Raw genomic sequence first — 25,195 nt, forward strand, 5'->3', positions numbered from 1 at the left:
ATTAAAAAAGGGAATAGCAGCAGTATAGTAAGTAACCGGCGAAGAATTATCCGGTTTTACGCTGACGCGTCTTTTTCACCGGTTTAATTGATTTCACTTCGCTTTCTACCCAGCCGTCTGAAAGACGCGTCGTCAGCACATCGCCGGTATGCACCTGTTTGGTCTGCTTCAGCACCTTGCCGTCCGTCGCCGTCGTTACGCTATAGCCGCGCGCCAGCGTGGAGAGGGGGCTGACCGCCTCAAGATGGGTCACCGCATTGCCAAAGCGTTCGCGGGTGGTGCTCAGTCGGGCGCGGAGAGTCTCCGCCAGACGATACTCCAGCTGCTGGATCCGGGTTTGCGCGCGATAAATTTTCGGCTGCGGGTTTTGCTGGTTCAGGCGCTGCGTCACGCGCTGCTGGCGCGATACCGCCCGCTTAAGCTGCGCGTCCACCGCCACGTTCATGCGCTGACGCAGGCGCTCCAGTACGGTCTGCTGACGCGCCAGGCGCAGCTGCGGATGCTGCTGCTGAAGTCGATGATGAAGCTGGGTAAAGCGGCGGGTACGATTGGCGAGGAAATAGTCCATTGCCATCTCAAGGCGCTGCTGGCCGTTCTGGATCTGACGCAGCAGCTCCAGCTGGTTGCGGCTGACCACTTCCGCCGCCGCCGATGGCGTAGGCGCGCGCAGATCCGCGACAAAATCGGCTATCGTTACGTCCGTTTCGTGGCCGACGGCGCTCACCACGGGGATAAGGCTGGCAAAGATTGCCCGCGCCACGCGCTCGTCGTTAAAGCTCCAAAGATCTTCCAGCGAGCCGCCGCCGCGTCCGACTATGAGCACGTCGCACTCCTGACGGGCGTTCGCCAGCTCAATGGCGCGAACTATCTGGCCGGGCGCATCGTCACCCTGTACGGCTGTCGGATAAATGATGACGGGCAGGGAAGGGTCGCGACGCTTGAGTACGTGCAAAATATCGTGCAGTGCCGCACCTGTTTTCGAGGTGATGACACCCACGCAGTGGGCAGGCGAGGGCAGCGGCTTTTTGAACTGCTGGTCGAACAATCCCTCTTCGGAGAGCTTAGCCTTTAACTGTTCATACTTCTGCTGCAGCAGGCCTTCGCCCGCAGGCTGCATGCTCTCGACGATAATTTGATAATCACCGCGCGGCTCATACAGGGTGATATTGGCGCGCACCAGAACCTGCTGGCCGTGCTGAGGACGGAACGTCACGCGGCGGTTGCTGTTGCGGAACATCGCGCAGCGTACCTGGGCGGTGTCATCTTTTAAGGTAAAGTACCAGTGACCGGAGGACGGCTGCGTGAAGTTAGAGATCTCACCGCTGATCCAGACCTGCCCCATTTCCTGCTCAAGCAGCAAACGCACCGTCTGATTCAGGCGGCTGACGGTATAAATTGAGGGGGATTGAGAGGATAACATGTGAGCGGGATCAAATTCTAAATCAGCAAGTTATTCAGTCGATAGTAACCTGCTGAGAGGTGAGCGCAAGCATTTTTTTTAAAAAAGTGTGGATGCAATCGGTTACGCTCTGTATAATGCCACGGCAATATTTAACCACCCAGGTCAGAGATATTGCCCATGCTACGTATCGCTAAAGAAGCACTGACGTTTGACGACGTCCTCCTCGTTCCCGCTCACTCCACCGTTCTGCCGAATACTGCCGATCTCAGCACGCAGTTGACGAAAACCATTCGCCTGAACATTCCTATGCTCTCTGCGGCAATGGACACCGTGACTGAAGCGCGCCTGGCTATTGCCCTGGCACAGGAAGGTGGCATTGGCTTTATTCACAAAAACATGTCTATCGAACGTCAGGCGGAAGAAGTTCGCCGCGTGAAGAAACATGAATCCGGCATCGTGTCCGATCCACAGACGGTTCTGCCAACCACCACCCTGCACGAAGTGAAGGCCCTGACCGAGCGTAACGGCTTCGCCGGTTACCCGGTGGTGACCGAGGAGAACGAACTGGTCGGTATCATCACCGGTCGTGACGTGCGTTTCGTGACTGACCTGAACCAGCCTGTCAGCGTGTACATGACGCCAAAAGAGCGTCTGGTCACCGTTCGCGAAGGTGAAACCCGCGACGTGGTGCTGGCAAAAATGCACGAAAAACGCGTTGAAAAGGCGCTGGTTGTTGACAGCAACTTCCACCTGCGCGGCATGATCACCGTTAAAGATTTCCAGAAAGCAGAACGTAAACCGAACGCCTGTAAAGACGAGCATGGCCGTCTGCGCGTCGGTGCTGCGGTTGGCGCAGGTGCCGGTAACGAAGAGCGCGTTGACGCGCTGGTTGCTGCGGGCGTTGACGTCCTGCTGATTGACTCCTCTCACGGCCACTCCGAAGGCGTTCTGCAGCGTATCCGTGATACCCGTGCCAAATACCCTGACCTGCAGATCATCGGCGGTAACGTGGCCACTGGCGCAGGCGCTCGCGCGCTGGCTGACGCTGGCTGCAGCGCGGTGAAAGTGGGTATCGGCCCAGGCTCTATCTGTACCACGCGTATCGTGACCGGCGTGGGCGTTCCACAGATCACCGCCGTGTCTGACGCGGTTGAAGCGCTGGAAGGCACAGGTATTCCGGTTATCGCTGACGGCGGTATCCGCTTCTCTGGCGACATCGCTAAAGCCATCGCCGCTGGCGCCGCTGCCGTGATGGTAGGCTCCATGCTGGCCGGTACCGAAGAATCCCCGGGTGAAATCGAACTCTACCAGGGCCGTTCTTACAAATCCTACCGCGGCATGGGCTCCCTGGGCGCGATGTCCAAAGGTTCATCTGACCGTTACTTCCAGACCGATAACGCCGCTGACAAACTGGTACCGGAAGGTATCGAAGGTCGCGTTGCCTATAAAGGCCGTCTGAAAGAGATCATTCACCAGCAGATGGGCGGCCTGCGCTCCTGTATGGGTCTGACCGGCTGTGGTACCATTGACCTGCTGCGTACTAAAGCGGAATTCGTACGCATCAGCGGTGCGGGTATCCAGGAGAGCCACGTTCACGACGTGACGATCACCAAAGAGTCCCCGAACTACCGTCTGGGCTCCTGATAAGTTTCCGCGCCCGGCTTCTGCCGGGCGCTCTGTTTTTGTTTCACTTGCCTCGGAATTAGCGTCAATGACGGAAAACATTCATAAACATCGCATTCTCATCCTGGACTTCGGTTCTCAGTACACTCAGCTGGTGGCGCGTCGCGTACGTGAACTTGGCGTTTACTGTGAGCTGTGGGCGTGGGATGTCACGGAAGCACAGATTCGCGAATTCAATCCAAGCGGCATCATCCTGTCCGGCGGCCCGGAAAGCACCACCGAAGAGAACAGCCCGCGCGCGCCGCAGTACGTATTCGAAGCTGGCGTGCCGGTATTCGGCGTCTGCTACGGCATGCAGACAATGGCCATGCAGCTGGGCGGCCACGTAGAAGGCTCCAGCGAGCGCGAGTTCGGCTATGCGCAGGTTGAAGTGGTTAACGACAGCGCGCTGGTGCGCGGTATCGAAGACTCCCTGACCGCAGACGGCAAACCGCTGCTGGACGTGTGGATGAGCCACGGCGATAAAGTCACCGCCATCCCGTCTGACTTCGTCACCGTTGCCAGCACCGAGAGCTGCCCGTTTGCCATCATGGCGAACGAAGAAAAACGCTTCTACGGCGTGCAGTTCCACCCGGAAGTAACCCACACCCGTCAGGGTATGCGCATGCTGGAGCGCTTCGTGCGCGACATCTGCCAGTGTGAAGCCCTGTGGACCCCGGCAAAAATTATCGACGACGCCGTTGAGCGTATCCGCCAGCAGGTTGGCGATGACAAAGTGATCCTCGGTCTCTCCGGCGGCGTGGACTCCTCCGTGACCGCGATGCTGCTGCACCGCGCCATCGGCAAAAACCTGACCTGCGTCTTCGTGGACAACGGCCTGCTGCGCCTGAACGAAGCCCAGCAGGTTATGGACATGTTCGGCGACCACTTTGGTCTGAACATCGTTCACGTGGAAGGCGAGCAGCGCTTCCTGGACGCGCTGAAAGGCGAGAACGATCCGGAAGCGAAACGTAAGATCATCGGCCGCGTGTTCGTGGAAGTGTTCGACGAAGAAGCGCTGAAGCTGGACGACGTGAAGTGGCTGGCGCAGGGGACCATCTACCCTGACGTGATTGAATCTGCCGCATCCGCTACCGGTAAAGCACACGTCATCAAATCTCACCACAACGTGGGCGGCCTGCCGAAAGAGATGAAGATGGGTCTGGTTGAACCGCTGCGCGAGCTGTTCAAAGACGAAGTGCGTAAGATCGGTCTGGAACTGGGCCTGCCGTACGACATGCTCTACCGTCACCCGTTCCCGGGCCCGGGTCTGGGCGTGCGCGTGCTGGGTGAAGTGAAGAAAGAGTACTGCGACCTGCTGCGTCGCGCGGACGCGATCTTCATCGAAGAGCTGCACAAAGCTGACCTGTACAACAAGGTAAGCCAGGCGTTCACCGTGTTCCTGCCGGTTCGCTCCGTCGGCGTGATGGGCGATGGCCGTAAGTACGACTGGGTTGTTTCCCTGCGTGCGGTGGAAACCATCGACTTCATGACCGCGCACTGGGCGCACCTGCCGTATGACTTCTTAGGCCGCGTGTCTAACCGCATCATCAACGAAGTGAACGGTATTTCCCGCGTGGTGTATGACATCAGCGGTAAGCCACCGGCTACGATCGAGTGGGAATGATTTCCCAACCGGAAACGTCTGGTACTAACAGGTTCTAAATTATCTCTAAGCCCGCGGATTGCGGGCTTTTTTTTGGGCGGTGGCTGGTAACACCATCTCAGGTGAGTGCCTGGAGCGGGCGCAACGTAATGCTATCCATTCAATCCTTATTCGATGCGTACCACATTTGGATGACGATCGGTTGCGGCTTCATGGAAAATGTCACCCAGCCAGTCGGCAATCTCGCCTTCAGTCATATCGTCTGGAATAGCGATGTCATAGAGTCGAGAAAACTTTCTCTCCGTCAGGTCAGCACGAAATACCAGCCACCGATCATGCTTACGTTGAACGCCAATATGCCGTCCAAAAACGTTATATATCAGCATATGCAATCTCCGATCATGCTAGTGAGTTCCTGTATCTATGATACATGTCAGATCAGGCCAGAGTGTAAATCGTACAAAGCTGAAAGGTCAGCGTTCGCACCTCGCTCACAGCGGACATCATGCTTCTGTATCTGCTCTGTCTGCTCTGTGCCTGCAGCAGACGCTGCAGTATATTCCACTTTCGGCTCGAATCGGACTGAGGTAACGTAGCAGAAATATTTATCCGGACTCAACCAAGATGCCTTCCATCGAAACGTTTATCACTTTTCTTCTCGCGCTGACGCTTCTGGAGATTTCTCCGGGGCCAGACATGATGCTAACTATCGCCAGAGGCGTCGGTCAGGGAAGACGTATTGCACTGTTTACGGTACTGGGTAATGTATTTGTAGCGGGTTTTGTGCAAGTTTCTTTTCTTGTCCTGGGGCTGGTAGCCGTTGTTCATGCCTGGCCGGTTGCACTAGATCTGTTAAGGTGGGCTGGTGCGGCTTATCTGATGTGGCTGGGCATAAAAATGATTGCGACTTCAGGCACAGATACGCGGCTGCGAAAAACGGCCAAAATTTCTGACTGGAGTGCCGTTAAGGAAGGCGCCCTGAACAGCCTGACTAACCCAAAATCCCTGCTGTTCATGTTTGCTTTTCTTCCTCAGTTTGTCGATCCTGCCGCGGGTCCTGTCTGGCTGCAATTGCTTGTTCTGGGTAGTATCCAGAAGCTGGCAGGAATTATTTCCCTGGGGTCAGTCGCGATGGCATCAGGGACATTTGGAAACTGGCTAAGTAAACACCCGGGCTTTATCAAATGGCAGGAACGATTTACAGGTGTTGTCATGATAGGCCTCGGTATCCGCATGTTGTTTAGCGGGTCTGGTGTCGTATCGAAATCTTCCAGTTAAGTTTTACCGAAAGGGTAAACCCAGTCCGCACTTCGCTCAGAGTGGGCCTTCAACTCAGTGGGTATGTCCGCTCCGTGCCAGAAGCGGAAGTCGAAAATGCATAGTGCATAGATCGTTAATTGATTGCGGACAGATCAGAACCCTTAAATTGATTGGTCCGGTTAACGAGGATGCTTGCATTCCCAGTTTCGGTTTGCTTCTATCGGTAAAACGTAATGTTTTTCATAATGATTCCCCTCAGGTTCAGATTACAAGTAAATGCTACTTACAGGCACACCAGTTTTCCGAGGGGATTACATTTATTTATGTTAAGAGACTTACATAACAATTTTGAGGTCTTACAGTCAAAAAAGGTGGCATTAGATTTATAACAAGTTTAACTTCTTCAATACATAGAAGAGCTAAAATTTCAGGATAGAGGAGATGGGTATGGGATTGCCTAGGACATTTGTAGGATTTAGTAGTACGGATATTCACTACTACCGTTTGATGCTCGCATGGAAAGAGCATGAGCATATTGATTTTAATTTTACTAATTGCCAACTTTCTCAAGAAATACATTCCAACGATGAAGTCTACATAAAACGCAAGTGTCGCGAGCGGATAGATATGGCTGGAACATTTGCGGTGCTTATTGGTGCAGATACTCGTAGCAAGCATAAATATGTCAGGTGGGAAATGGAAATCGCTCTAGAAAAAAAATGCAGAATTATAGGTATTAACTTAGATGGGGCACGTAGCGTGGTAGAAGCAAAATGTCCACCAATTATTCGGAATGTTGGAGCTATTTTTGTGCCGTTTTCACCGAGGATAGTTTCTTACGCGCTCACTAACTGGGCCAAGCAACCGGACGATGATTGGCACTATAAAGATGAGATTTATAAGAGCCTTGGGTATGAGTGATCAGAGGACAATATGGAAGATAAAGATTTTCCTGCCTTATACCAGTCTGCTAATGACCTTTCATTAAATTCGCAGTCGCAATTTTTCACAGCGTTGAGATTCCATCTCATCGCGTTGGTTGTTGCTGCTGTTCTTTCAATCGTAAGCGTTACACATTGGATTGTAGCCGCCTTGCAGGTCTTTGCTCTTTTAGCTGCTTTGGCATGCTCTATCTATCTCTTTAGTGTTCGACCAGAAAAGCTTTGGTATGGAGGGAGAGCTGTCGCAGAGTCTATAAAGACGATAACTTGGCGGTACGTATGCCGAGCTGAGCCATTCCAAGGTGACGATCAGGTCGCTCGGAAAGATTTTCATCATACGCTTAAGGCGATAATTGAGCAAAATAGGGAAGTATGCCGGGCCTTGACTGATTATTTAGATGGTACTCAGATTTCTCATGTTATGGAGCAAATACGATCTCAGCCATTAAATAAGCGCAAAAAAATATATATTGAAAGTAGAGTTGGAGATCAACATACATGGTATGCCAATAAAGCAAAATTTAACCGTCGCAGAGCTAGATATTTTTTTGGGGCCTTAATAGCGATCAACACATTTGCTGTGAGTTGTGCTGTGGTGCGGGTTGCTAATGTAGACGTACCATTCTGGCCAACTGATATTTTCGTCGCATCGGCAGCAAGTATTTTAACTTGGATGCAAGCGAAGCGTTTTTCTGAATTAGCAGCTTCGTACTCTTTAACTTCGCATGAGATCGGGCTTGTAAAAGAAGAAGCGAAACAGCCTAATACCGACGAAGAATTTTCTGTATTTGTAGGCGATGCGGAAAATGCTTTCTCTAGAGAGCACACTCAATGGGTTGCTAGGAAAGATGTGTAATAATTTTTTGTATCGGGAAAAGCAAACGAGGGCAATATGTTTAATCTTATTATGAGGTCAGTTGATTGGGATGTTGGGCGAGAAATGATGGAGGTCTCTCGGGTGTTTGAGTTTACTGATGACCATATATCAATGCAGTTTAAAAACAATAACTCACCTGATCTTGATAAACTTATTTCCCTGCCATGTCTATTTATGCAGGAAGGGGTGGGAGATGAATTGGCTTATATTGGTCAAATAAATAGAGCAAAAATAGTTGGTAGAGAAGTATCTTTTGAATATTCATTAGATAATGAAGTTCCTCCTATTACAAATGGTTTTATCTATGGGAATAGAATGGCGTTAGATATGCCTAAAGACTTTGAATTCTCACGGAATCACTGGGCTGTTAAGGATGTAGATCTTTACCGATTTTTACTCCGGACGGTCAGGCCAAGACGTCAAAGACCAACAGTTTTTCATCTTTCAGAACATGAGAACATTGAGTCAATACTGGTTTCTGTGATGATGCCATTTGATGCGGCTTTCAATGCAATTTATAGTAGCATTCACTCTGCCGCAGAACAAATTGGTCTACGCTGTCGTCGTGCCGATGATATTTGGGAAAATCCAGCGATAATTCAAGATGTAGTCGCCTTAATAGATAGATCGCGTATCGTGATATGTGATTGCACAGGGAAAAACCCTAACGTTTTCTATGAGGCTGGAATAGCACATACTTTGGGCAGGGAAGTAATATTGATTGCACAAACTGAGAGTGATATCCCGTTTGATTTACGGCATCTTCGATTTATTCGTTATTATGGGAATGCTCAAGGAATAGCAGAATTAACCGCAGCTTTACAGGCTAAAATGCAAACTATTGTCGGTCATTAAAAATATATTGGTGTGGATCGAATGAGTTTAGAAGAGGATGTAGCAGACCTGTCATTGTTGATAAATACATGACAATGTTAGGTCCGCTCCTCGCTCATAAAGGACCATTTCATCCCTACACCCTCCCATCAGGCTTCATTCGCTCATATTTGGCTTTCAAAAACTCCGCTGATTACGAAACAGTCATTTTAATGAGTGACTGTCTCTTGGAAACTTTATATAAAAACCAACAAGTCTAATAGTTAGACGACCATATTATCCCAACTTATTATCTGAGGACGTTAGGAATTCCGAGCTAAATCGTGAAACAATTAAAATTGGAAACTTTCCAAAAATATTTCTCTCAGGTCGTTCATTATGAGCATGGATAGCCCCGCTCCAATCAATGGATATATTAGCTTGAACTTGCTGATGCAAAGATAATATTTCTTGCAAGTGAAAGGTCTTATGTAAAGTATATTTCATAAAGGAAGCAAGAGATAAAGATCTTGATTTAACATTAAGAATATTTTTGCCTTTTATTCTGGTTGGCATTATTACCCCACACCAACCTTTATTAGTATGGTTCATTGAGACCTGTATTAGAATTGTTCTAACCAGTTTTCCCCACTGGGGATTTGACTTGAAGTCTGCCCCAACATGATAATGACCAACGGGCCTTCCTGTTTTCAAAGCAAGTAATATCTCTCCTACTGTAATGTTACACGTATTAGAACGTTGCGAAGGCGCACCCATCCAGTGACTCTGCCATTTACGGTCGTTAGAATATGATTTCCTTGCTGCAAGATAAAATGCATAGGGGGATGGTGAATTTTTTACAAGTGGATGTGGGAGGTTAAAATGGGGGGTGAACCCATTCTTCTTTTTTAGTCGAAAAGATGGCCAATTACTATATAGCGCATACTCTTTTCTTGAAGAATTATCATGCGTTACTGTAACACTCGGAAGTTTTTTCTTGTTTTTCGTCACTTTAGCTTGAATAATCACAGCGCGTTCATCAATTGTATTTATATACCTACCCGTATTATCCAAAAGATAATTATTGTAAACTACTAAAGCATCGCCTACTTCTACCTGCTTTAAGGATGATGCTTGAGAATACTCAACAAGCGGTTTTTTATCAATCCATCCTAATTCAATTCCATAATAAAGCGAATGTAGACCGTCAGTCTTTTTTTTATCTATTTTTAGAAAAATATCTGCAAGATTTGAAAGGTAATTAGAATTGAAAAGGGAGGCAAACTGATGCAACTCATGGGAACTGCCTTGTTTTTTGAAGTGTTCATTAGCGATTATGTTAATTTCTCTATTAATTATTTTAGTACCGCGCATCATTCACTCCTTTGCTCTTTGAGTACATAATTGCACCAACATTGGCATTGATAATAGTTCTACTAATATAAAATACCCAGCAACGCATCCTGAAACAGGATATCATTGCTTTATATCAAGTAAATAAAAATGTATACAGTTAACGGTACCCTTTATCGAATCTATCTTAGCTCCACTCCTGCTCATAACGGACTGACCTGCTCCCTGTTGATTCACACAGAATGCTGTTAGCAACTTCCGTTCCTCGCTCAGAGCGGACCTAACCCGCCCCACAAACCCACTCCGTATACAGCATATTAGTTCAGCTCTTTAAAATCGCATGACTCACCGGGATAGGGCCCTTACAATTGCCTACGAGCTGAACTTTCGACGACGTTTCGGTCGACAAAAAGCCATACGGGGCATTTCCTGCTGAAACTCAGAACCCTCCAGGATTTTTCACCCTCATCATGGTTCCACCGCGCCCGGTGCAAAGCCGACACTCATTAACCAACGGAGATTATCATCTTGAACAAGTCAATACTCGCATGCTCTGTGGCCGCGCTGCTGGCCGTGTCCGCCATGTCCGCCCAGGCCAGGACCCCCGCCAGGCTCAAGTCGCCAGTATCGGGCGTGCTCTGCGACCGATATGTATGCGCCAATGACAAGGGATTATCCCGCGCGTTGACAGAGACCTATCTCGGTAAGAAGGCTGCTGCAAACGAGGTGTTCACGTCGAGCAATGTCGATCTGACTGAATTCACCTTTGCCAACGGTATTTTCTGCAATGTGAAGGAGCGACTGTGCCGTGAAGATCGCTATTATGGCGCGAACGGACAGCGCTCCGGGGCGGTATCTAAAAAGTACACAACGCTGCTGTTTGGCGAATAATGGTGATGAAAAGAGACCACAGTGAAAGGCGACGTTATAGAGATATAAATTATATTTTGTAGTGTATATTATAAATGATGATCTGTTTGTCAAAATTAAATTTCTTATTAATGGTTGCATTGCGGAATATTACTCTGTTACTACGCTTTAGCTGAGCGTAACAGTGAAGCGGTCTGGTTACGTGAATTCCCATTCACTACCATGAGCGAATAAAGGAATGAAAAACCGCATAATGATTGTCGGCGGCGGCACGGGAGGAACAATTGTCGCCAACCTTCTGGCCAGGAAATTACGACGTGAAATTGCTGCCGGTCAGGTAGAGCTGGTACTGATTTCCGAATCACCGGTGCACTACTACAAACCCGCCTTTATGTACGTCGCTTTTAACCTCTTCCATCATCATGAGCTGGCCCGGCCTGAACGGCAGTTACTGAGTCCTGAAATTCAATTTATTACCGACAGGATTGAATCTTTCGATTTTAAGCAGCGGCGACTGTACGGTGCCAGTAAACGATATTACGACTGGGACCTGCTGGTTATCGCAACGGGCTGCACGCCTTTCCCCCAAAAAATCCCTGGCCTTGCCGACGCGGGCGACCATTTTTATCAATATGCGGCGGCAAGACAGCTAGCGCATAAGCTCGCCACCATCAAAAAGGGGCGAATATTTATTACCGTCTCTTTCCCGGAAACGCCGAATGTTCCCCACCAGTGCGGCATTGCCCCTATTGAAACCACGCTGATGGTTGACGACTATCTGCGCCAGCGTGGGGTGCGTAATCAGGTTGAGATTGTTTATACCTATCCGACCGTCGCGCAGTTGCTGCGAAACTGTCTGTTCCTGCAGCGTCCGGTGGGGGAGGCGCTGGGCGATATTTTTGCCGCCAAAGGAATACAGCATCAGCGCGGTTTTACCCTAAGCCATGTCGATCCTGACAGCAAAATTGCCTATTCCGCCGAGGGCGATTCACAGAACTTCGACATCCTGATGGCAACGCCTCCCATCAGGGCGGTCGAAGCGGTGCGTGATACGGGACTGAGTGAGGTTCAGAACGGTGAAGGCTGGTTGCCGACGGATCACCAGACGCTCGGCGTCTACGGCTTAGAAGGCGTGTATGTGATCGGCGATACCGTTGACCTCCCGATCAGTAAAGCGGGAGGGTCGTGCCACAACCAGGCGCCCATCATTGCTGACAACATTGTGGCGGAGCTGTACGGCAGACCGCCCGGAAGCGGTAACCATTATGATGGACGGGTTCAGGCCGTCGCGCAGATGGGGCTCTGGGCCGGCATGCCGTTGGTATATGACTATCGCAATGACGTGACCCCCACGCCGGCGACTAAACTCGGCGGCATGCTGCGAAACGGTTTTAACCGTGGACTGTATTGGGGCGTCGTGAGGGGGATGTTCTGATGAGTGACCAGGAACAGTTACTAAAAAGCCTTGCCCCGCTTATGGCGGGCAATCGCCTGAATAATCTGGTTGATCTGCTCGCCGTCGTCGCAGACCTGCTGGAAATGGCCGATAGCGCGATGGTCGAAAAACTGGCTGGCGTTTTTGAAGATGTCGTGACAGTCGGCTGGGAAGGGGGAACCGCGCTACGCATGGCGTGGGGAGAGCAAATTAACCGGGAAGGGGATATCTCGCTTCGGCAGGTGTTCACCATGCTTAACGATCCTGATACCCGCCGCGGCATTATGCTTTTATTGCGGGTGTTACAGATTACGGGGCAACGTCTGAATTCCCTCTCTTCCGTCAGTTATTCTGATTGCCCCGAGATAAGGAGCCGTTAATGTCTGGCTGATGCTCTTCAGGTGGTCGGGTATCGGCTATGCCTTACCCGGCCCACCAAAGTGTATTGGGGGCTATTTCTCCCCGCTCCCCAGTCGATATGCCAGCGCCACCACCAGCGACTGCACCAGGCACAGCGTCGCCGACTGAGACCGAAACGCGTCCACCTGCGCCTCTTTCACCACAAAGCAGAGATCGCTGAACGTCGCCAGGGGGCTTATCTGGCTGTCCGTAATCACGATCTGCCGCGCGCCGACGCTGGCGGCGGTTTCGCTGACCATCACCGTCTCTTCCGCGTACGGCGAGAAGCTGATCGACACCACGATGTCGCGCGCCTTAATGCGGCTGATCTGCTCGCGCAGCATGCCGCCCATCCCGTCGAGCAGGATAGGGCGGCACTCCAGATGGCTCAGGGCATAGGTGAGGTACGCGGCGACGCTAAAGGAGCGACGCAGTCCGGCGATGTAGATGGTGTCGGCGTCGGCCAATAGCTGTACCGCGCGCTCCAGCATTTCCGGTTCGGCGCGGGCGGCCAGCTGCTGCAGCGCCTGGGCGTTCGAGCGGGCGAACTCCTGCAGGATATCGAGCGGCGTTTCCGGCACGGCCTCGCTCTCCATTTCGCGGAACAGCCGGGCGCGGTCGCTGTAGCTGGCGGTCTCCTCCACCAGGTTCATGCGAAACAGCTGTTTCATTTCGTTGAAGCCGGTGAAGTCAAAGGCGTTGGCAAAGCGGATTAGCGTCGAGGGCGGCACGTCGGCGCGCTCGGCGATGACGGCAACCGTATCAAACGCCACGCTGTTAGTGTTGTCCAGCACGTAGCGGGAGACCTGCTGCAGCCTCTTGCTCAGGCTATCGTAGCGATCGCGGATTTGCTGCTGCAGTTCGTTCAGGCTGGTTGCTGTCGTCATGTTATCCCCCAAATACAGTCATATGATTCTAAACGCAAAACCGCGTCTTTTAAATGTCGGCCATCCATCTGGCAGCAAAAATGAAACAGAAGCTTCAGTCATTTCCTCGCCCGAAATTCCTTAATAGCGCACGCGGCGTCAGTGGTACTGGCTGTTAACATAAAAATCCATCCTTGATCACAATAATCATCATTTATTTTATTTCAACTTAAAATGGAATATTTGTTTCATATATAGTGTTCATTACACAGTGTTCAGGTCACAGTCACGTATCAACAGCGAGAGGTTAAGGATGGAGACGGTAGCGAATTTTATTCACGGCGAACGTGTCACCGGTTCAGGCCAGCGCGTTCAGGCGATCTTCAACCCGGCCACCGGCGAGCAGATCCGCCAGGTGGTGATGAGTACGGCACAGGAAACGGAGCAGGCGATTGCCGCCGCGCAGCAGGCGTTCCCGGCGTGGGCGCGCCATGCTCCGCTTAAGCGCGCGCGCGTGATGTTCCGCTTCAAGGCGCTGCTGGAAGAGAACATGGATCGCCTGGCCCGCCTCATCAGCGAAGAGCACGGCAAAGTCTTCTCCGACGCGGTGGGCGAACTGACGCGCGGCCTGGAAGTGGTGGAGTTTGCCTGCGGTATTCCGCATCTGCAAAAGGGCGAACACTCGGCGAACGTCGGTACCGGCGTGGACAGCCACTCGCTGATGCAGCCGCTCGGGGTCTGCGCCGGGATCACGCCGTTTAACTTCCCGGCGATGGTGCCGATGTGGATGTTCCCGATTGCGCTGGCGACCGGCAACACCTTCGTGCTGAAACCGTCGGAAAAAGATCCTTCTCTGGCGCTGGCGCTGGCGCAGCTGCTGAAAGAGGCCGGCCTCCCGGACGGCGTGTTCAACGTGGTACATGGCGATAAAGAGTCCGTTGACGTGCTCCTGACCGACCCGCGCGTGCAGGCGGTGAGCTTTGTCGGCTCCACGCCGATTGCGGAATATATTTACCAGACCGCCTCCGCCCATGGTAAGCGCTGCCAGGCGCTGGGCGGCGCGAAAAACCACTGCATTTTAATGCCGGATGCGGACATGGAGATGGCGACCAACGCTATCATGGGCGCGGCCTACGGCGCGGCGGGGGAACGCTGCATGGCGCTCTCCGTGGTGCTGGCGGTGGGAGATAAAACCGCCGATGACCTCTGCGCCCGGCTGGAGAGACAGATTGCCGCGCTGCGCGTCGGACCGGGGCTCGACCAGAAGCCGGAAAACGAAATGGGGCCGCTCATCTCCTCCGCGCATCGCAGCAAGGTGCTGGGCTACATCGACAGCGGGGAAGCGCAGGGAGCGAAACTGCGCGTGGACGGTCGCGGCTTCAGCGTGAAGGGCCACGAGCAGGGCTACTTCGTCGGGCCGACGCTGTTCGATAACGTCACCCCGGAGATGACCATCTATAAAGAAGAAATTTTTGGCCCGGTGCTTTCTGTGCTGCGCGTAGCAGATTACGCCAGCGCGGTGGATCTGATTAACCGCCATGAATATGGTAATGGCTCGGCAATCTTCACCCGCGACGGCGGCTGCGCGCGTCGTTTCTGCGAAGAGGTGCAGGCGGGCATGGTGGGGGTCAACGTGCCGATCCCGGTGCCGATGGCGTTCCACAGTTTCGGCGGCTGGAAGCGCTCCATCTTCGGCGCGCTCAACGTCCACGGCAGCGACGGCGTGCGCTTCTACACCCGAATGAAAACCATCACCGCGCGCTGGCCGGAAATGCAGCAGGAGACTGGCGCTGCGTTCTCCATGCCGACGCTGGGCTGACAGGAGGTTTTATGCAAACCGAACGTATGACCATGGCCCAGGCGCTGGTCCGGTTCCTGAATCAACAGTACGTTAGCGTGGACGGCAACGAAACGCCCTTCGTGGAGGGCGTCGCCACCATCTTTGGGCACGGCAACGTGCTGGGCATCGGCCAGGCGCTGGAGCAGGATCCCGGCCATCTGCAGGTGATGCAGGGCTGCAACGAGCAGGGCATTGCCCATATGGCGACGGGATTCGCCAAACAGCACCGTCGTCAGCGCATCTTTGCCGTCACCTCTTCCGTCGGGCCGGGCGCTGCCAATATGGTGACCGCGGCGGCCACCGCCACGGCAAACCGTATCCCGCTGCTGCTGCTGCCGGGCGATATCTACGCCAGCCGCCAGCCGGACCCTGTGCTGCAGCAGATCGAGCAGTATCACGACCTCAGCATCAGCACCAACGACTGCTTCCGTCCGGTCTCCCGCTACTGGGACCGCATTAACCGTCCCGAGCAGCTCATGAGCGCGATGCTCAGCGCGATGCGAACGCTTACTGACCCGGCAGATACCGGTGCGGTGACCATTTGCCTACCGCAGGACGTGCAGGGGGAAGCGTGGGATTACCCGCTGAGCTTCTTCGCGCGTCGCGTGCACCACATCGAGCGTCGTCCGCCCGATCCGCAGCGTCTGGCGCAGGCGCGCGCGCTGATCGCCCGCAAGCGTCGTCCGCTGGTGGTATGCGGCGGCGGAGTGCGCTATTCAGGCGCGCATGAGGCGTTTCGCGAATTTGTCGAGACGCTGCGGCTGCCGTTTGCCGAAACCCAGGCCGGAAAGGGGGCGCTGGTAAGTGACCACCCACTTAACCTCGGTGGCGTAGGGGTGACGGGGGGAATGGCCGCCAACCAGCTCGCGCCGCAGGCCGATCTGGTGATCGGCATCGGCACGCGCCTGACCGACTTTACCACCGGCTCCAAGGCGCTCTTTTCCCATCCAAAGGTCGAATTTCTGCTGCTGAACGTGGCCGAGTTTGACGCCCTGAAGCTGGACGCCACGGCGCTGATTGCCGACGCTCAAACCGGGCTCGAGGCATTGACCCACGCGCTCGGTGATTACCGCAGCGGCTGGGGAGAGGCGATCGCCGGGGCGAAATCCGCTTGGCGCGACGAGTGCCGTCGCCTGTGGGATCGCCAGTGGCGTCCGGACGACGCGCCCGAAGTGGCGGGGCACCTGGACGCGCAGCTGGCGGAGTACGGCGAGACGCTCAACACCCGCCTGACCCAGACGCGGGTGCTGGGGCTGATCAACCAGCATATTGAAGATAACGCCATCGTGGTGGGCGCGGCCGGTTCGCTGCCGGGAGATTTGCAGCGCCTCTGGCAGGTCAAAACGGCGGACAGCTATCACCTGGAGTACGGCTACTCCTGCATGGGCTACGAGATAGCGGCGGCCATCGGCGCGAAGCTTGCCCGACCCGAGCAGCCGGTTTATGCCATGGTGGGGGATGGCTCCTACATGATGCTGCACTCCGAGCTGCAAACCGCCGTGCAGGAGGGGATTAAGGTCACCGTTCTGCTGTTTGATAACGCCAGCTTCGGCTGCATTAACAACCTGCAGATGGGGCACGGCATGGGCAGCTTTGGCACCGAAAACCGCCATCGCAACCCGGAAACCGGACGGCTTGACGGGCCGCTGGTGAAGGTCGACTTTGCGCAAAACGCGGAGAGCTACGGCTGCCGCGCGTGGCGGGTGAACGACGAGCAAACCCTGCTGGCGGCGCTGGAAGCGTCACGCGCCCATCCGGGTCCGACGCTGCTGGACATCAAGGTGCTGCCGAAGACCATGACCCACGACTACGCCTCCTGGTGGCGGACCGGTGATGCCCAGGTGGCGGAATCGTCTGCCGTGCGTGAAGCCGCTGAGCAAACCCATGCGCAGGTGAAAAAAGCCCGTCAGTATTAAGATTTTCCGCCGTAACGAAATTTTCATTTCATTTTCCCCTCACCCTAACCCTCTCCCCAAAGGGGAGAGGGGATGGTGTGGTGCACTCTTTTCTCCCTCGCCCCTTTGGGGAGAGGGCCGGGGTGAGGGGAGCTGCTGTATGTCCTCCCATGTTGTGAGATTGATAACAAAATTTATCTCATTCATCTCAAAAGTGTTAACTCGCACTCAAAAACATAATTTTCACTATTTATAAAAATGAAATAAATGTTTTATTTATAGGGTCGTTAGTTCACAGCATTCACCAACACCGGGAGCCGTTATGTTTAACATTGCTTTACTGGGCGCTGGCCGAATTGGCCAGGTACATGCAGCTAACATCGCCAGCCACGGCGCGACCACGCTCTGGTCCGTGGTTGACCCGAATCAGGAATTTGCCACCCGCCTCGCCGCGCAGTATCAGGCCCGCCAGCAGAGCCTGGATGAAGCGATGACCGACCCTAACGTTCACGCCGTGCTGATCGCCTCCGCCACCGATACCCACGCGGACCTGATTGAAATGGCCGCCCGCCACGGCAAGGCCATCTTCTGTGAAAAGCCGGTACACCTCGACCTCGCCCGCGTGCGCGACTGCCTGAAGGTGGTAAAAGAGTACGACGTGCCGCTGTTCATCGGCTTTAACCGCCGCTTTGACCCGCAGTTCCGCCGCGTAAAAACAGACGCGCAGGCCGGGCGCATCGGCAAGCCGGAATCGCTGCTGATCGTTTCCCGCGACCCGTCTCCGCCGCCCGCTGAATACGTGCGCGTCTCCGGCGGCATGTTCCGCGATATGACCATTCACGACTTTGACATGGCCCGCTTCATCATGGGCGAAGAGCCGGTGTCGGTTTATGCCCAGGGCAGTAACCTGGTGGATCCGGCGATTGGCGAGGCGGGGGACATCGATACCGCGTTTATCGTTCTGAAATATGCCTCCGGCGCGATGGCGACCATCGTCAACAGCCGCCGTTCATCTTACGGCTACGACCAGCGCCTGGAGCTGCACGGCTCCGAAGGGCTGCTGTGCGCGGGCAATATTCTTGAAAACCAGGTGCAGCACTACGGCAAACAGGGCTGCACCAGCGCGCTGCCGGAACACTTCTTCCTGCAGCGCTACAAATCCGCTTACGCCGCGGAATGGGAACACTTTGTTGCGGTTCTGCGCGGCGAAGCGGTGCCTGACTGCAGCGGCGATGATGGTGAACGTGCGCTGTACCTCGCGGATAAAGCGCTGGAGTCGCTGCGTAGCCAGCGCGAGATCGTCCTCTAAACACAACAACCCTACACAGAGAGACATAATAATGAAAAAACTGATCGTAGCCGCCCTCATCGCCATGACGTCCGGGGCCGCCCTCGCCGAAAACGAGCAAATTGTTTTCAGTACGCCAAACCTGGCCATGCCGTTTGAAGTTCACATGCAGCGCACGGCGGTGAAAGCCGCAAAAGAGATGGGCGTGAAGCTTCAGGTGCTGGACGGGCAGGGCAGCTCGCCGAAGCAGGTGGCTGACCTGGAAAACGCCATCACCCGAGGGGCGCAGGGCTTTATCGTCTCCCCGAACGACGTCAACGCGGTCTCCAGCGCGGTAGATGAAATTCAGGATGCGAAGCTGCCGGTGGTTACCCTTGACCGATCCGTCGACAGCCAGAAGAAAGTGCCGCACTTTGGCGCCAACAACTACAAAGGCGGCCAGGCGATTGGCGACTTCGTCAAAACCAAATTCCCCAACGGGGCGGAGATCATTCTGCTGACCGGCCAGCCGGGCTCCTCCTCCAACATCGAACGCACTAAAGGGATCCGCGACAGCCTGAAGGCGGGTGGCGATAAGTACAAGATCGTCGCCGATCAGACCGGCAACTGGATGCGTTCGGAAGGGATGCGCATCGTTGAAAGCGTTCTGCCTTCGCTGCCGAAACGTCCGCAGGTGATCCTCTCCGCCAATGACGATATGGCGCTGGGGGCGATTGAAGCGCTGCAGAGCCAGGGCGTGAAGCCGGGCGAAATTCTGGTCACCGGCTTTGATGCGGTGCCGGAAGCGCTGGCTCGCGTGCGTGACGGCTGGCTGGCGGTAACGGCGGATCAGCGTCCGGGCTTTGCTGTGCAGACGGCGATGAGCCAGCTGGTGGCCAACGTGCGCGAGAAAAAAGCCATCACCGGGGCCGACTACCCGCCGACCCTGATCACCAAAGAAAACCTGCAGCAGGCTGAGCGTATCGGTGAGGCCGGTAACTGATTTATCCGCAGCCGCCGCTGGCGCGGCGGCTCACTCTAAAGGAGGAGCAGACCGATGTCGCAACCCTTACTGAAAGTGACCGACCTGGCAAAAAGCTTTTCCGGCGTCTGGGCGTTAACCAGCGCTCAGCTGACCGTCGGCGCGGGCGAGATCCACGCTCTGCTGGGGGAAAACGGGGCGGGTAAATCCACGCTGCTGAAGGCGCTAGCGGGGGCGCAGCCGCAAACCCGCGGGGATATCTGGTTCAGCGGCGAAACGCTGCCGGTGGACGACTCTCCGGTGGAACGGCAGAACAAGGGCATTATCACCATCTATCAGGAATTCAACCTGCTGCCCAACATGACCGTCGCGGAAAACATGTTTCTCGGGCGCGAGCCGCGTAAACGTAACCTGATCGTCGACGAAAGGGCGGTTAACCAGGAGGCGCAGGTTATTCTTGATTACCTGCAGCTGAACGTTGCGCCGACCACGCCTGTCGCCCGTCTGAGCGTCGCCCAGCAGCAAATGGTGGAGATCGCCCGGGCGCTGACCCTCAACGCCAGATTAATCATTATGGACGAACCTTCCGCCGCGCTGAGCGACAGCGAGGTGGAAAGCCTGCACCGCGTGGTGCGCGAGCTTAAAAACCGTGGCGTGAGCATTATTTACGTCACCCACCGTCTGCACGAAGTTTTCCAGCTCTGCGATCGCTTCACCGTTTTCCAGGACGGCCGTTTCACCGGCACCGGCGCGGTGGCGGAGACCAACGTCGAACAGCTCATCCGCCTGATGGTCGGACGCGACGTGGCCTTTAACCGTCGCCCCGCCAGCGAAACGCATCATGAGGATAAACCCGTCCGCCTGGCGGTGAAGGGGCTGAGCCGCGAAAAGCCGCCGCTGGATCCGCACGGCATCGCCCTGCACGACATCAGCTTCCACGTCCACGCCGGGGAGGTCTTAGGCATTGCCGGACTGGTGGGCGCCGGGCGCACCGAAGTGGCCCGCTGCCTGTTTGGCGCAGATGCCTTTACCTCGGGGAGCTTTGAACTGGACGGCGTGCCTTACCAGCCGCGCGACCCGCTTTATGCGCTCGATCAGGGCGTGGCGCTGGTGCCGGAAGACCGCAAAAAAGAGGGGGCGGTGCTGGGGCTGTCGATTCGCGACAACCTGTCGCTCTCCTGCCTCTCCTCGCTGCTGCAGTGGCGCTGGTTTGTGAACACCCGCAAAGAGGACGATCTGATCGAGTCCTACCGCAAGGCGCTGCAGATCAAAATGGTCAACAGCGCGCAGGAGGTGCGCAAGCTCTCCGGCGGTAACCAGCAAAAGGTGATCCTCGCGCGCTGCATGGCGCTCAACCCGCGGGTGCTGATCGTCGATGAGCCGACGCGCGGCATCGACGTGGGGACCAAATCGGAAGTGCACCAGGTGCTGTTTGACATGGCGAAAAAGGGCGTGGCGGTGATCGTGATCTCCTCCGATCTGCCTGAAGTGATGGCGGTGTCAGACCGGATCATCACCCTCAGCGAAGGCCGGGTGACCGGCGAGATCCACGGTGACGACGCTAACGAAGAACGGCTGATGACGATGATGGCCATCAACCACAACGCCCTGAACGCGGCATAACGGAGTTTCTCATGACGCAGATGATTTCTAAAACGCAGGCCCCGGTCAAACGCGCCGGACGCATCGATCCCATCGCCTTCTTCGAGCGCTTCGGGGTCCTGATTTTCATGATCCTGCTGCTGATCTTCTTCCAGTCGCAGAACAGCAATTTTTTCTCTGAACGCAATATTTTCAACATCCTGACTGAAGTGTCCATCTACGGGATCATGGCCGTGGGGATGACCTTTGTCATCCTGACCGCCGGGATTGACCTCTCCGTGGGCTCCATTCTGGCGGTGTGCGCCATGACCGCGGCGTACGTGATCAAAGGCGACAACTTCACCACCGTCGACCCGAACGCCTGGGGCGGCATGAGCTGGCTGATTGGGTTGGGAATTTGTCTGGCGATGGGCACGGCGATTGGCTTTCTGCACGGTCTGGGCGTGACCCGCCTGCGCCTGCCGCCGTTCATCGTCACCCTCGGCGGGATGACCATCTGGCGCGGCCTGACGCTGGTGATCAACGACGGCGCGCCGATCGCCGGTTTCGATCAGGGCTACCGCTGGTGGGGGCGCGGGGAGCTGCTCGGCATCTCCATTCCGATCTGGATCTTCGCCATCGTCGCCCTCGGCGGCTATCTGGCGCTGCATAAAACCCGCTGGGGCCGCTTCGTCTACGCCATCGGCGGTAACCCGGAGGCGGCGCGCCTGGCGGGGGTGAACGTCAAGCGCGTGCTGGTCAGCGTCTACGTGCTGATTGGCTGCCTGGCGGGGCTGGCGGGCTTCATTCTGAGCGCGCGTCTGGGGAGCGCCGAGGCGGTGGCCGGGATCTCCTTTGAGCTGCGCGTCATCGCTTCGGTGGTGATCGGCGGCACCTCGCTGATGGGCGGCTACGGGCGCATCGGCGGCACCATTATCGGCTCCATCATCATGGGGATTCTGATTAACGGCCTGGTGCTGATGAACGTCTCGGCCTACTACCAGCAGATTATCACCGGATTAATTATCGTTCTGGCGGTGGCGTTTGATACCTACGCCAAGAGCCGTCGCGGCGCACTGTGAGGATCGCAATGAAAGAGGTTCGTATTGGATTAATTGGCACCGGGTATATCGGCAAGGCGCACGCTATCGCCTATGCCCAGGCCCCGACGGTGTTCAACCTGCGCGGCAGGCTGGTGCGCGAGATGGTGGCGGAAGTCACGCCGGAGCTCGCGGCAGCGCGCGCGCAGGCGTTTGGCTTCAACCGCTCCACCGGCGACTGGCGGGCGCTGGTGGCCGACCCGGCTATTGACGTGGTGGATATTTGCTCACCCAACCATCTGCATAAAGAGATGGCGCTGGAGGCGATCCGCCACGGCAAGCACGTCTACTCGGAGAAGCCGCTGGCGCTGAACGCCCACGATGCGCGCGAGATGGTCGACGCCGCGAAGCGGGCCGGGGTGAAAACGCTGGTAGGGTTCAACTATATGAAAAACCCGACGGCGCAGCTGGCGAAGGAGATTATCGCCCGCGGCGAGATTGGCGAGGTGATCCACTTCTACGGCACCCACAACGAAGACTATATGGCCGACCCGCTTTCTCCCATTCACTGGCACTGCTTCAAAGAGACTGCCGGGCTTGGGGCGCTGGGCGACCTCGCGGCGCATATCGTCAACATGGCCCAGTACCTGGTCGGGGAGATTGAGCAGGTCTGCGGTGACCTGAAGATCGTGGTCCCGGAACGTCCGGTGAAGGCCGGCTCGTCGGACATGGTTGCCGTCGAAAACGAGGACCAGGCCCACGCGATGGTGCGCTTCGCGGGCGGGGCGCAGGGCGTGATTGAAACCTCCCGCGTCGCCTGCGGCCGCAAGATGGGGCTGTCGTACGTCATTACCGGCACGAAAGGCGCCATCAGCTTTACCCAGGAGCGCATGGCGGAGCTGAAGCTCTATCTGCATGACGATCCGGTGAACCGTCAGGGATTCCGCACCTTACTCGTCGGCCCGGCGCACCCGGACTACGCCGCGTTCTGCATGGGGGCAGGCCACGGGATAGGCTTTAACGATCAAAAAACGGTGGAGGTGCGCGACCTGGTGGACGGGATTGCCGCCGACGCGCCGATGTGGCCGGACTTCGAAGAGGGCTGGAAGGTGTCGCGCGTGCTCGACGCGATCGCGCTTTCGCACCGGGAAGGCCGCTGGCTGAACGTGAACGACATTGTCTGATGAGGTATCAACGTGGAAAAGCAGTTTGATGTGATATGCATGGGCCGCGTGGCGGTAGACCTCTACAGTCAGCAGATTGGTGCCCGTCTGGAGGACGCGTCGAGCTTCGCCAAATACCTCGGCGGCTCGTCCGGCAACGTAGCGTACGGCACCGCGCGTCAGGGCCTGCGCTCGTCGATGCTGGCGCGCGTCGGCGATGAACATATGGGCCGCTTCCTGCGGGAAGAGCTTAATCAGGTGGGCTGCGATACCAGCCATCTGATTACCGATAAAGACCGCCTCACGGCTCTGGTGCTACTCGGCATTAAAGACCGGGACACCTTTCCTCTTATTTTTTATCGCGATAACTGCGCGGATATGGCGATTACCGCCAGCGATGTGGATGAAAGCTACATTGCCTCCGCACGTTGTCTTGCCATCACCGGGACTCACCTTTCTCATCCTCAGACCCGTGAGGCGGTGCTGACGGCGCTGGGCTATGCCCGCCGTCACGGCGTGCGCACGGTGCTCGACATCGATTACCGTCCGGTGCTGTGGGGGCTGACCTCCTTAGGCGACGGTGAAACGCGCTTTATCGCTGCCGATAAGGTCACCCGCGAGCTGCAGGAGGTGCTGCACCTCTTCGACGTCATTGTCGGCACCGAGGAGGAGTTTCACATTGCGGGCGGCAGCACGGAGACCCTGCAGGCGCTGGGGCAGGTGCGTGCCGTAAGCAAGGCTGCGCTGGTCTGCAAACGCGGCGCGCTCGGCTGCTCGGTCTATACCGACGCCATTCCGCCCCGGCTGGACGACGGCCTGACGGTGACCGGCGTGCGCGTGGAGGTGCTGAACGTCCTCGGGGCGGGGGACGCGTTTATGTCCGGCCTGCTGCGCGGCTACCTGAACGACGAGGGCTGGGAGCAGGCGTGCCGCTACGCCAACGCCTGCGGCGCGCTGGTGGTCTCGCGCCACGGCTGCGCCCCGGCGATGCCGAGCAAAATCGAGCTAGATGATTATCTTTCCCGCGCCGCGAATGTGCCGCGCCCGGACCTTGATCCGCGGCTTAACCACCTCCACCGGGTGACCACCCGTCGCCGCGAGTGGCCGGAGCTGTGCGTGATGGCCTTCGATCACCGCAGCCAGCTTGAGGATATGGCGATGCAGTGCGGCGCGTCGCTTAAGCGCATTCCGGCGCTGAAGCAGCTGATCCTGCAGGCCAGCCGCGAGGCGGCGAGCCGCGCCGGGCTGGAGGGCAAAGCGGGTCTGCTGTGCGACGGCACCTTTGGTCAGGACGCGCTGAACGCGATCACCGGCGAGGGGTGGTGGATTGGCCGTCCCATCGAGCTGCCGGGCTCCCGGCCGCTGGAGATGGAGCACGGCAACATTGGCACCCAGCTTATCAGCTGGCCGCAGGAGCACGTGGTGAAGTGCCTGGTCTTCTTCCACCCGGAAGACGCTCACGGCCTGCGCCTGGAGCAGGAGCAAAAAATCTCCGAGGTGTATCACGCCTGCTGCCGGTCCGGGCACGAGCTCCTGCTGGAGGTGATCCTGCCCGCGACAATGCCGCGCAGCGACGAGCTCTACCTGCGCGCTATCTCCCGCTTCTACAACCTCGGCATTTACCCGGACTGGTGGAAGCTGCCGCCGCTCTCCGCCGACGGCTGGACGGCGCTGAGCGAGATTATCGAACGCCGGGACCCGCACTGCTGCGGGGTGGTGATCCTCGGCCTGGACGCCCCGGCGGAACAGCTGCGCGCCGACTTTAAAGCCGCAGCGGGTCAGACGCTGGTGAAAGGCTTCGCCGTGGGGCGCACGCTGTTTGGCGATGCCTCACGCGCGTGGCTGAAACACGATATTGACGATGCGCAGCTGGTGGCGCGCATCCGGGACAACTACCTGCAGCTTATCGCCTGGTGGCGCGAGCGCGGACACGCATAATGGAG

Annotated in this window: 21 protein-coding genes; 17 read left to right on the forward strand and 4 right to left on the reverse strand. The window is 56.0% G+C overall.

From position 1 onward, the window contains the following. Positions 1-46 precede the first annotated feature (46 nt). Positions 47-1,420: an exodeoxyribonuclease VII large subunit gene (gene xseA / locus RVY89_RS02535; RefSeq protein ID WP_484826803.1), complete on the reverse strand. Its 1,374-nt coding sequence runs from the start codon at positions 1,418-1,420 to the stop codon at positions 47-49. A 159-nt stretch (positions 1,421-1,579) separates the two neighbouring features. Between xseA and guaB the strand changes: the two genes are divergently transcribed. Next, positions 1,580-3,046 (forward strand): IMP dehydrogenase, encoded by a 1,467-nt coding sequence (guaB, locus tag RVY89_RS02540; RefSeq protein WP_008502128.1) that lies wholly within the window; start codon positions 1,580-1,582, stop codon positions 3,044-3,046. Between the two features lie 67 nt (positions 3,047-3,113). Next, positions 3,114-4,691 carry a glutamine-hydrolyzing GMP synthase gene (gene guaA, locus RVY89_RS02545; protein WP_008502126.1) on the forward strand — a complete coding sequence of 526 codons (1,578 nt, stop codon included), beginning with the start codon at positions 3,114-3,116 and terminating at the stop codon, positions 4,689-4,691. A gap of 146 nt (positions 4,692-4,837) precedes the next feature. Here guaA and RVY89_RS02550 read toward each other — a convergent pair whose 3' ends face one another. Beyond that, a complete protein-coding gene (locus RVY89_RS02550) occupies positions 4,838-5,056 on the reverse strand; it encodes a DUF7661 family protein (protein WP_024908662.1) in 219 nt (72 codons plus the stop codon). Between the two features lie 238 nt (positions 5,057-5,294). Here RVY89_RS02550 and RVY89_RS02555 point away from each other — a divergent pair, with 238 nt between their 5' ends. From RVY89_RS02555 to RVY89_RS02570, 4 genes are all read left to right on the forward strand, one after another. Beyond that, positions 5,295-5,948, forward strand: coding sequence for a LysE family translocator (locus RVY89_RS02555; RefSeq protein ID WP_032675326.1), 654 nt, complete (start codon positions 5,295-5,297; stop codon positions 5,946-5,948). Positions 5,949-6,371: 423 nt separating this feature from the next. Further along, positions 6,372-6,851 (forward strand): TIR domain-containing protein, encoded by a 480-nt coding sequence (locus tag RVY89_RS02560; RefSeq protein WP_230075068.1) that lies wholly within the window; start codon positions 6,372-6,374, stop codon positions 6,849-6,851. Positions 6,852-6,863: 12 nt separating this feature from the next. Beyond that, positions 6,864-7,727, forward strand: coding sequence for a DUF4231 domain-containing protein (locus RVY89_RS02565; protein ID WP_484826804.1), 864 nt, complete (start codon positions 6,864-6,866; stop codon positions 7,725-7,727). Positions 7,728-7,763: 36 nt separating this feature from the next. Continuing rightward, positions 7,764-8,603, forward strand: coding sequence for a hypothetical protein (locus RVY89_RS02570; RefSeq protein ID WP_007949333.1), 840 nt, complete (start codon positions 7,764-7,766; stop codon positions 8,601-8,603). Positions 8,604-8,858: 255 nt separating this feature from the next. On the opposite strand, the gene RVY89_RS02575 is transcribed toward RVY89_RS02570, so the two are convergent. Continuing rightward, positions 8,859-9,938 carry a hypothetical protein gene (locus RVY89_RS02575; RefSeq protein ID WP_484826805.1) on the reverse strand — a complete coding sequence of 360 codons (1,080 nt, stop codon included), beginning with the start codon at positions 9,936-9,938 and terminating at the stop codon, positions 8,859-8,861. Positions 9,939-10,442: 504 nt separating this feature from the next. Here RVY89_RS02575 and RVY89_RS02580 point away from each other — a divergent pair. From RVY89_RS02580 to RVY89_RS02590, 3 genes are all read left to right on the forward strand, one after another. Then, the gene (locus RVY89_RS02580; RefSeq protein WP_420278578.1) at positions 10,443-10,805 is read left to right on the forward strand and encodes a YcgJ family protein; all 363 of its coding nucleotides are present in this window, start codon (positions 10,443-10,445) and stop codon (positions 10,803-10,805) included. Positions 10,806-11,022: 217 nt separating this feature from the next. Further along, positions 11,023-12,219 carry an NAD(P)/FAD-dependent oxidoreductase gene (locus RVY89_RS02585; protein WP_420278577.1) on the forward strand — a complete coding sequence of 399 codons (1,197 nt, stop codon included), beginning with the start codon at positions 11,023-11,025 and terminating at the stop codon, positions 12,217-12,219. Further along, positions 12,219-12,599 (forward strand): DUF1641 domain-containing protein, encoded by a 381-nt coding sequence (locus RVY89_RS02590; protein WP_061714647.1) that lies wholly within the window; start codon positions 12,219-12,221, stop codon positions 12,597-12,599. Before RVY89_RS02585 ends, RVY89_RS02590 begins: the two co-directional genes overlap by 1 nt. Before the next feature lie 72 nt (positions 12,600-12,671). Here the strand turns inward: RVY89_RS02590 and RVY89_RS02595 are convergent, their stop codons facing one another. Then, positions 12,672-13,505: a MurR/RpiR family transcriptional regulator gene (locus RVY89_RS02595; protein WP_024908667.1), complete on the reverse strand. Its 834-nt coding sequence runs from the start codon at positions 13,503-13,505 to the stop codon at positions 12,672-12,674. Between the two features lie 292 nt (positions 13,506-13,797). Between RVY89_RS02595 and RVY89_RS02600 the strand changes: the two genes are divergently transcribed. The 8 genes from RVY89_RS02600 to RVY89_RS02635 all read left to right on the forward strand — a co-directional run bounded on the left by RVY89_RS02600 (position 13,798) and on the right by RVY89_RS02635 (position 25,190). Then, positions 13,798-15,303 (forward strand): CoA-acylating methylmalonate-semialdehyde dehydrogenase, encoded by a 1,506-nt coding sequence (locus tag RVY89_RS02600; protein WP_484826806.1) that lies wholly within the window; start codon positions 13,798-13,800, stop codon positions 15,301-15,303. 11 nt (positions 15,304-15,314) lie between these two features. After that, positions 15,315-17,240 carry a 3D-(3,5/4)-trihydroxycyclohexane-1,2-dione acylhydrolase (decyclizing) gene (iolD, locus tag RVY89_RS02605; protein WP_484826807.1) on the forward strand — a complete coding sequence of 642 codons (1,926 nt, stop codon included), beginning with the start codon at positions 15,315-15,317 and terminating at the stop codon, positions 17,238-17,240. Between the two features lie 301 nt (positions 17,241-17,541). Beyond that, positions 17,542-18,528, forward strand: coding sequence for an inositol 2-dehydrogenase (gene iolG, locus RVY89_RS02610; RefSeq protein ID WP_059446285.1), 987 nt, complete (start codon positions 17,542-17,544; stop codon positions 18,526-18,528). A 31-nt stretch (positions 18,529-18,559) separates the two neighbouring features. Further along, on the forward strand, positions 18,560-19,489 hold the full coding sequence (locus RVY89_RS02615) for a sugar ABC transporter substrate-binding protein (RefSeq protein WP_021241824.1): 930 nt from the start codon (positions 18,560-18,562) through the stop codon (positions 19,487-19,489). A 54-nt stretch (positions 19,490-19,543) separates the two neighbouring features. Next, the gene (locus tag RVY89_RS02620) at positions 19,544-21,091 is read left to right on the forward strand and encodes a sugar ABC transporter ATP-binding protein (RefSeq protein ID WP_484826808.1); all 1,548 of its coding nucleotides are present in this window, start codon (positions 19,544-19,546) and stop codon (positions 21,089-21,091) included. Between the two features lie 11 nt (positions 21,092-21,102). Further along, positions 21,103-22,131: an ABC transporter permease gene (locus RVY89_RS02625; protein WP_008502116.1), complete on the forward strand. Its 1,029-nt coding sequence runs from the start codon at positions 21,103-21,105 to the stop codon at positions 22,129-22,131. 8 nt (positions 22,132-22,139) lie between these two features. Continuing rightward, on the forward strand, positions 22,140-23,273 hold the full coding sequence (locus tag RVY89_RS02630; protein ID WP_484826809.1) for a Gfo/Idh/MocA family protein: 1,134 nt from the start codon (positions 22,140-22,142) through the stop codon (positions 23,271-23,273). Between the two features lie 12 nt (positions 23,274-23,285). Continuing rightward, positions 23,286-25,190 carry a bifunctional 5-dehydro-2-deoxygluconokinase/5-dehydro-2-deoxyphosphogluconate aldolase gene (locus RVY89_RS02635; RefSeq protein ID WP_484826810.1) on the forward strand — a complete coding sequence of 635 codons (1,905 nt, stop codon included), beginning with the start codon at positions 23,286-23,288 and terminating at the stop codon, positions 25,188-25,190. The last annotated feature ends 5 nt before the right edge of the window (positions 25,191-25,195 follow it).

This window comes from Enterobacter sp. 3U4, assembly GCF_057224565.1.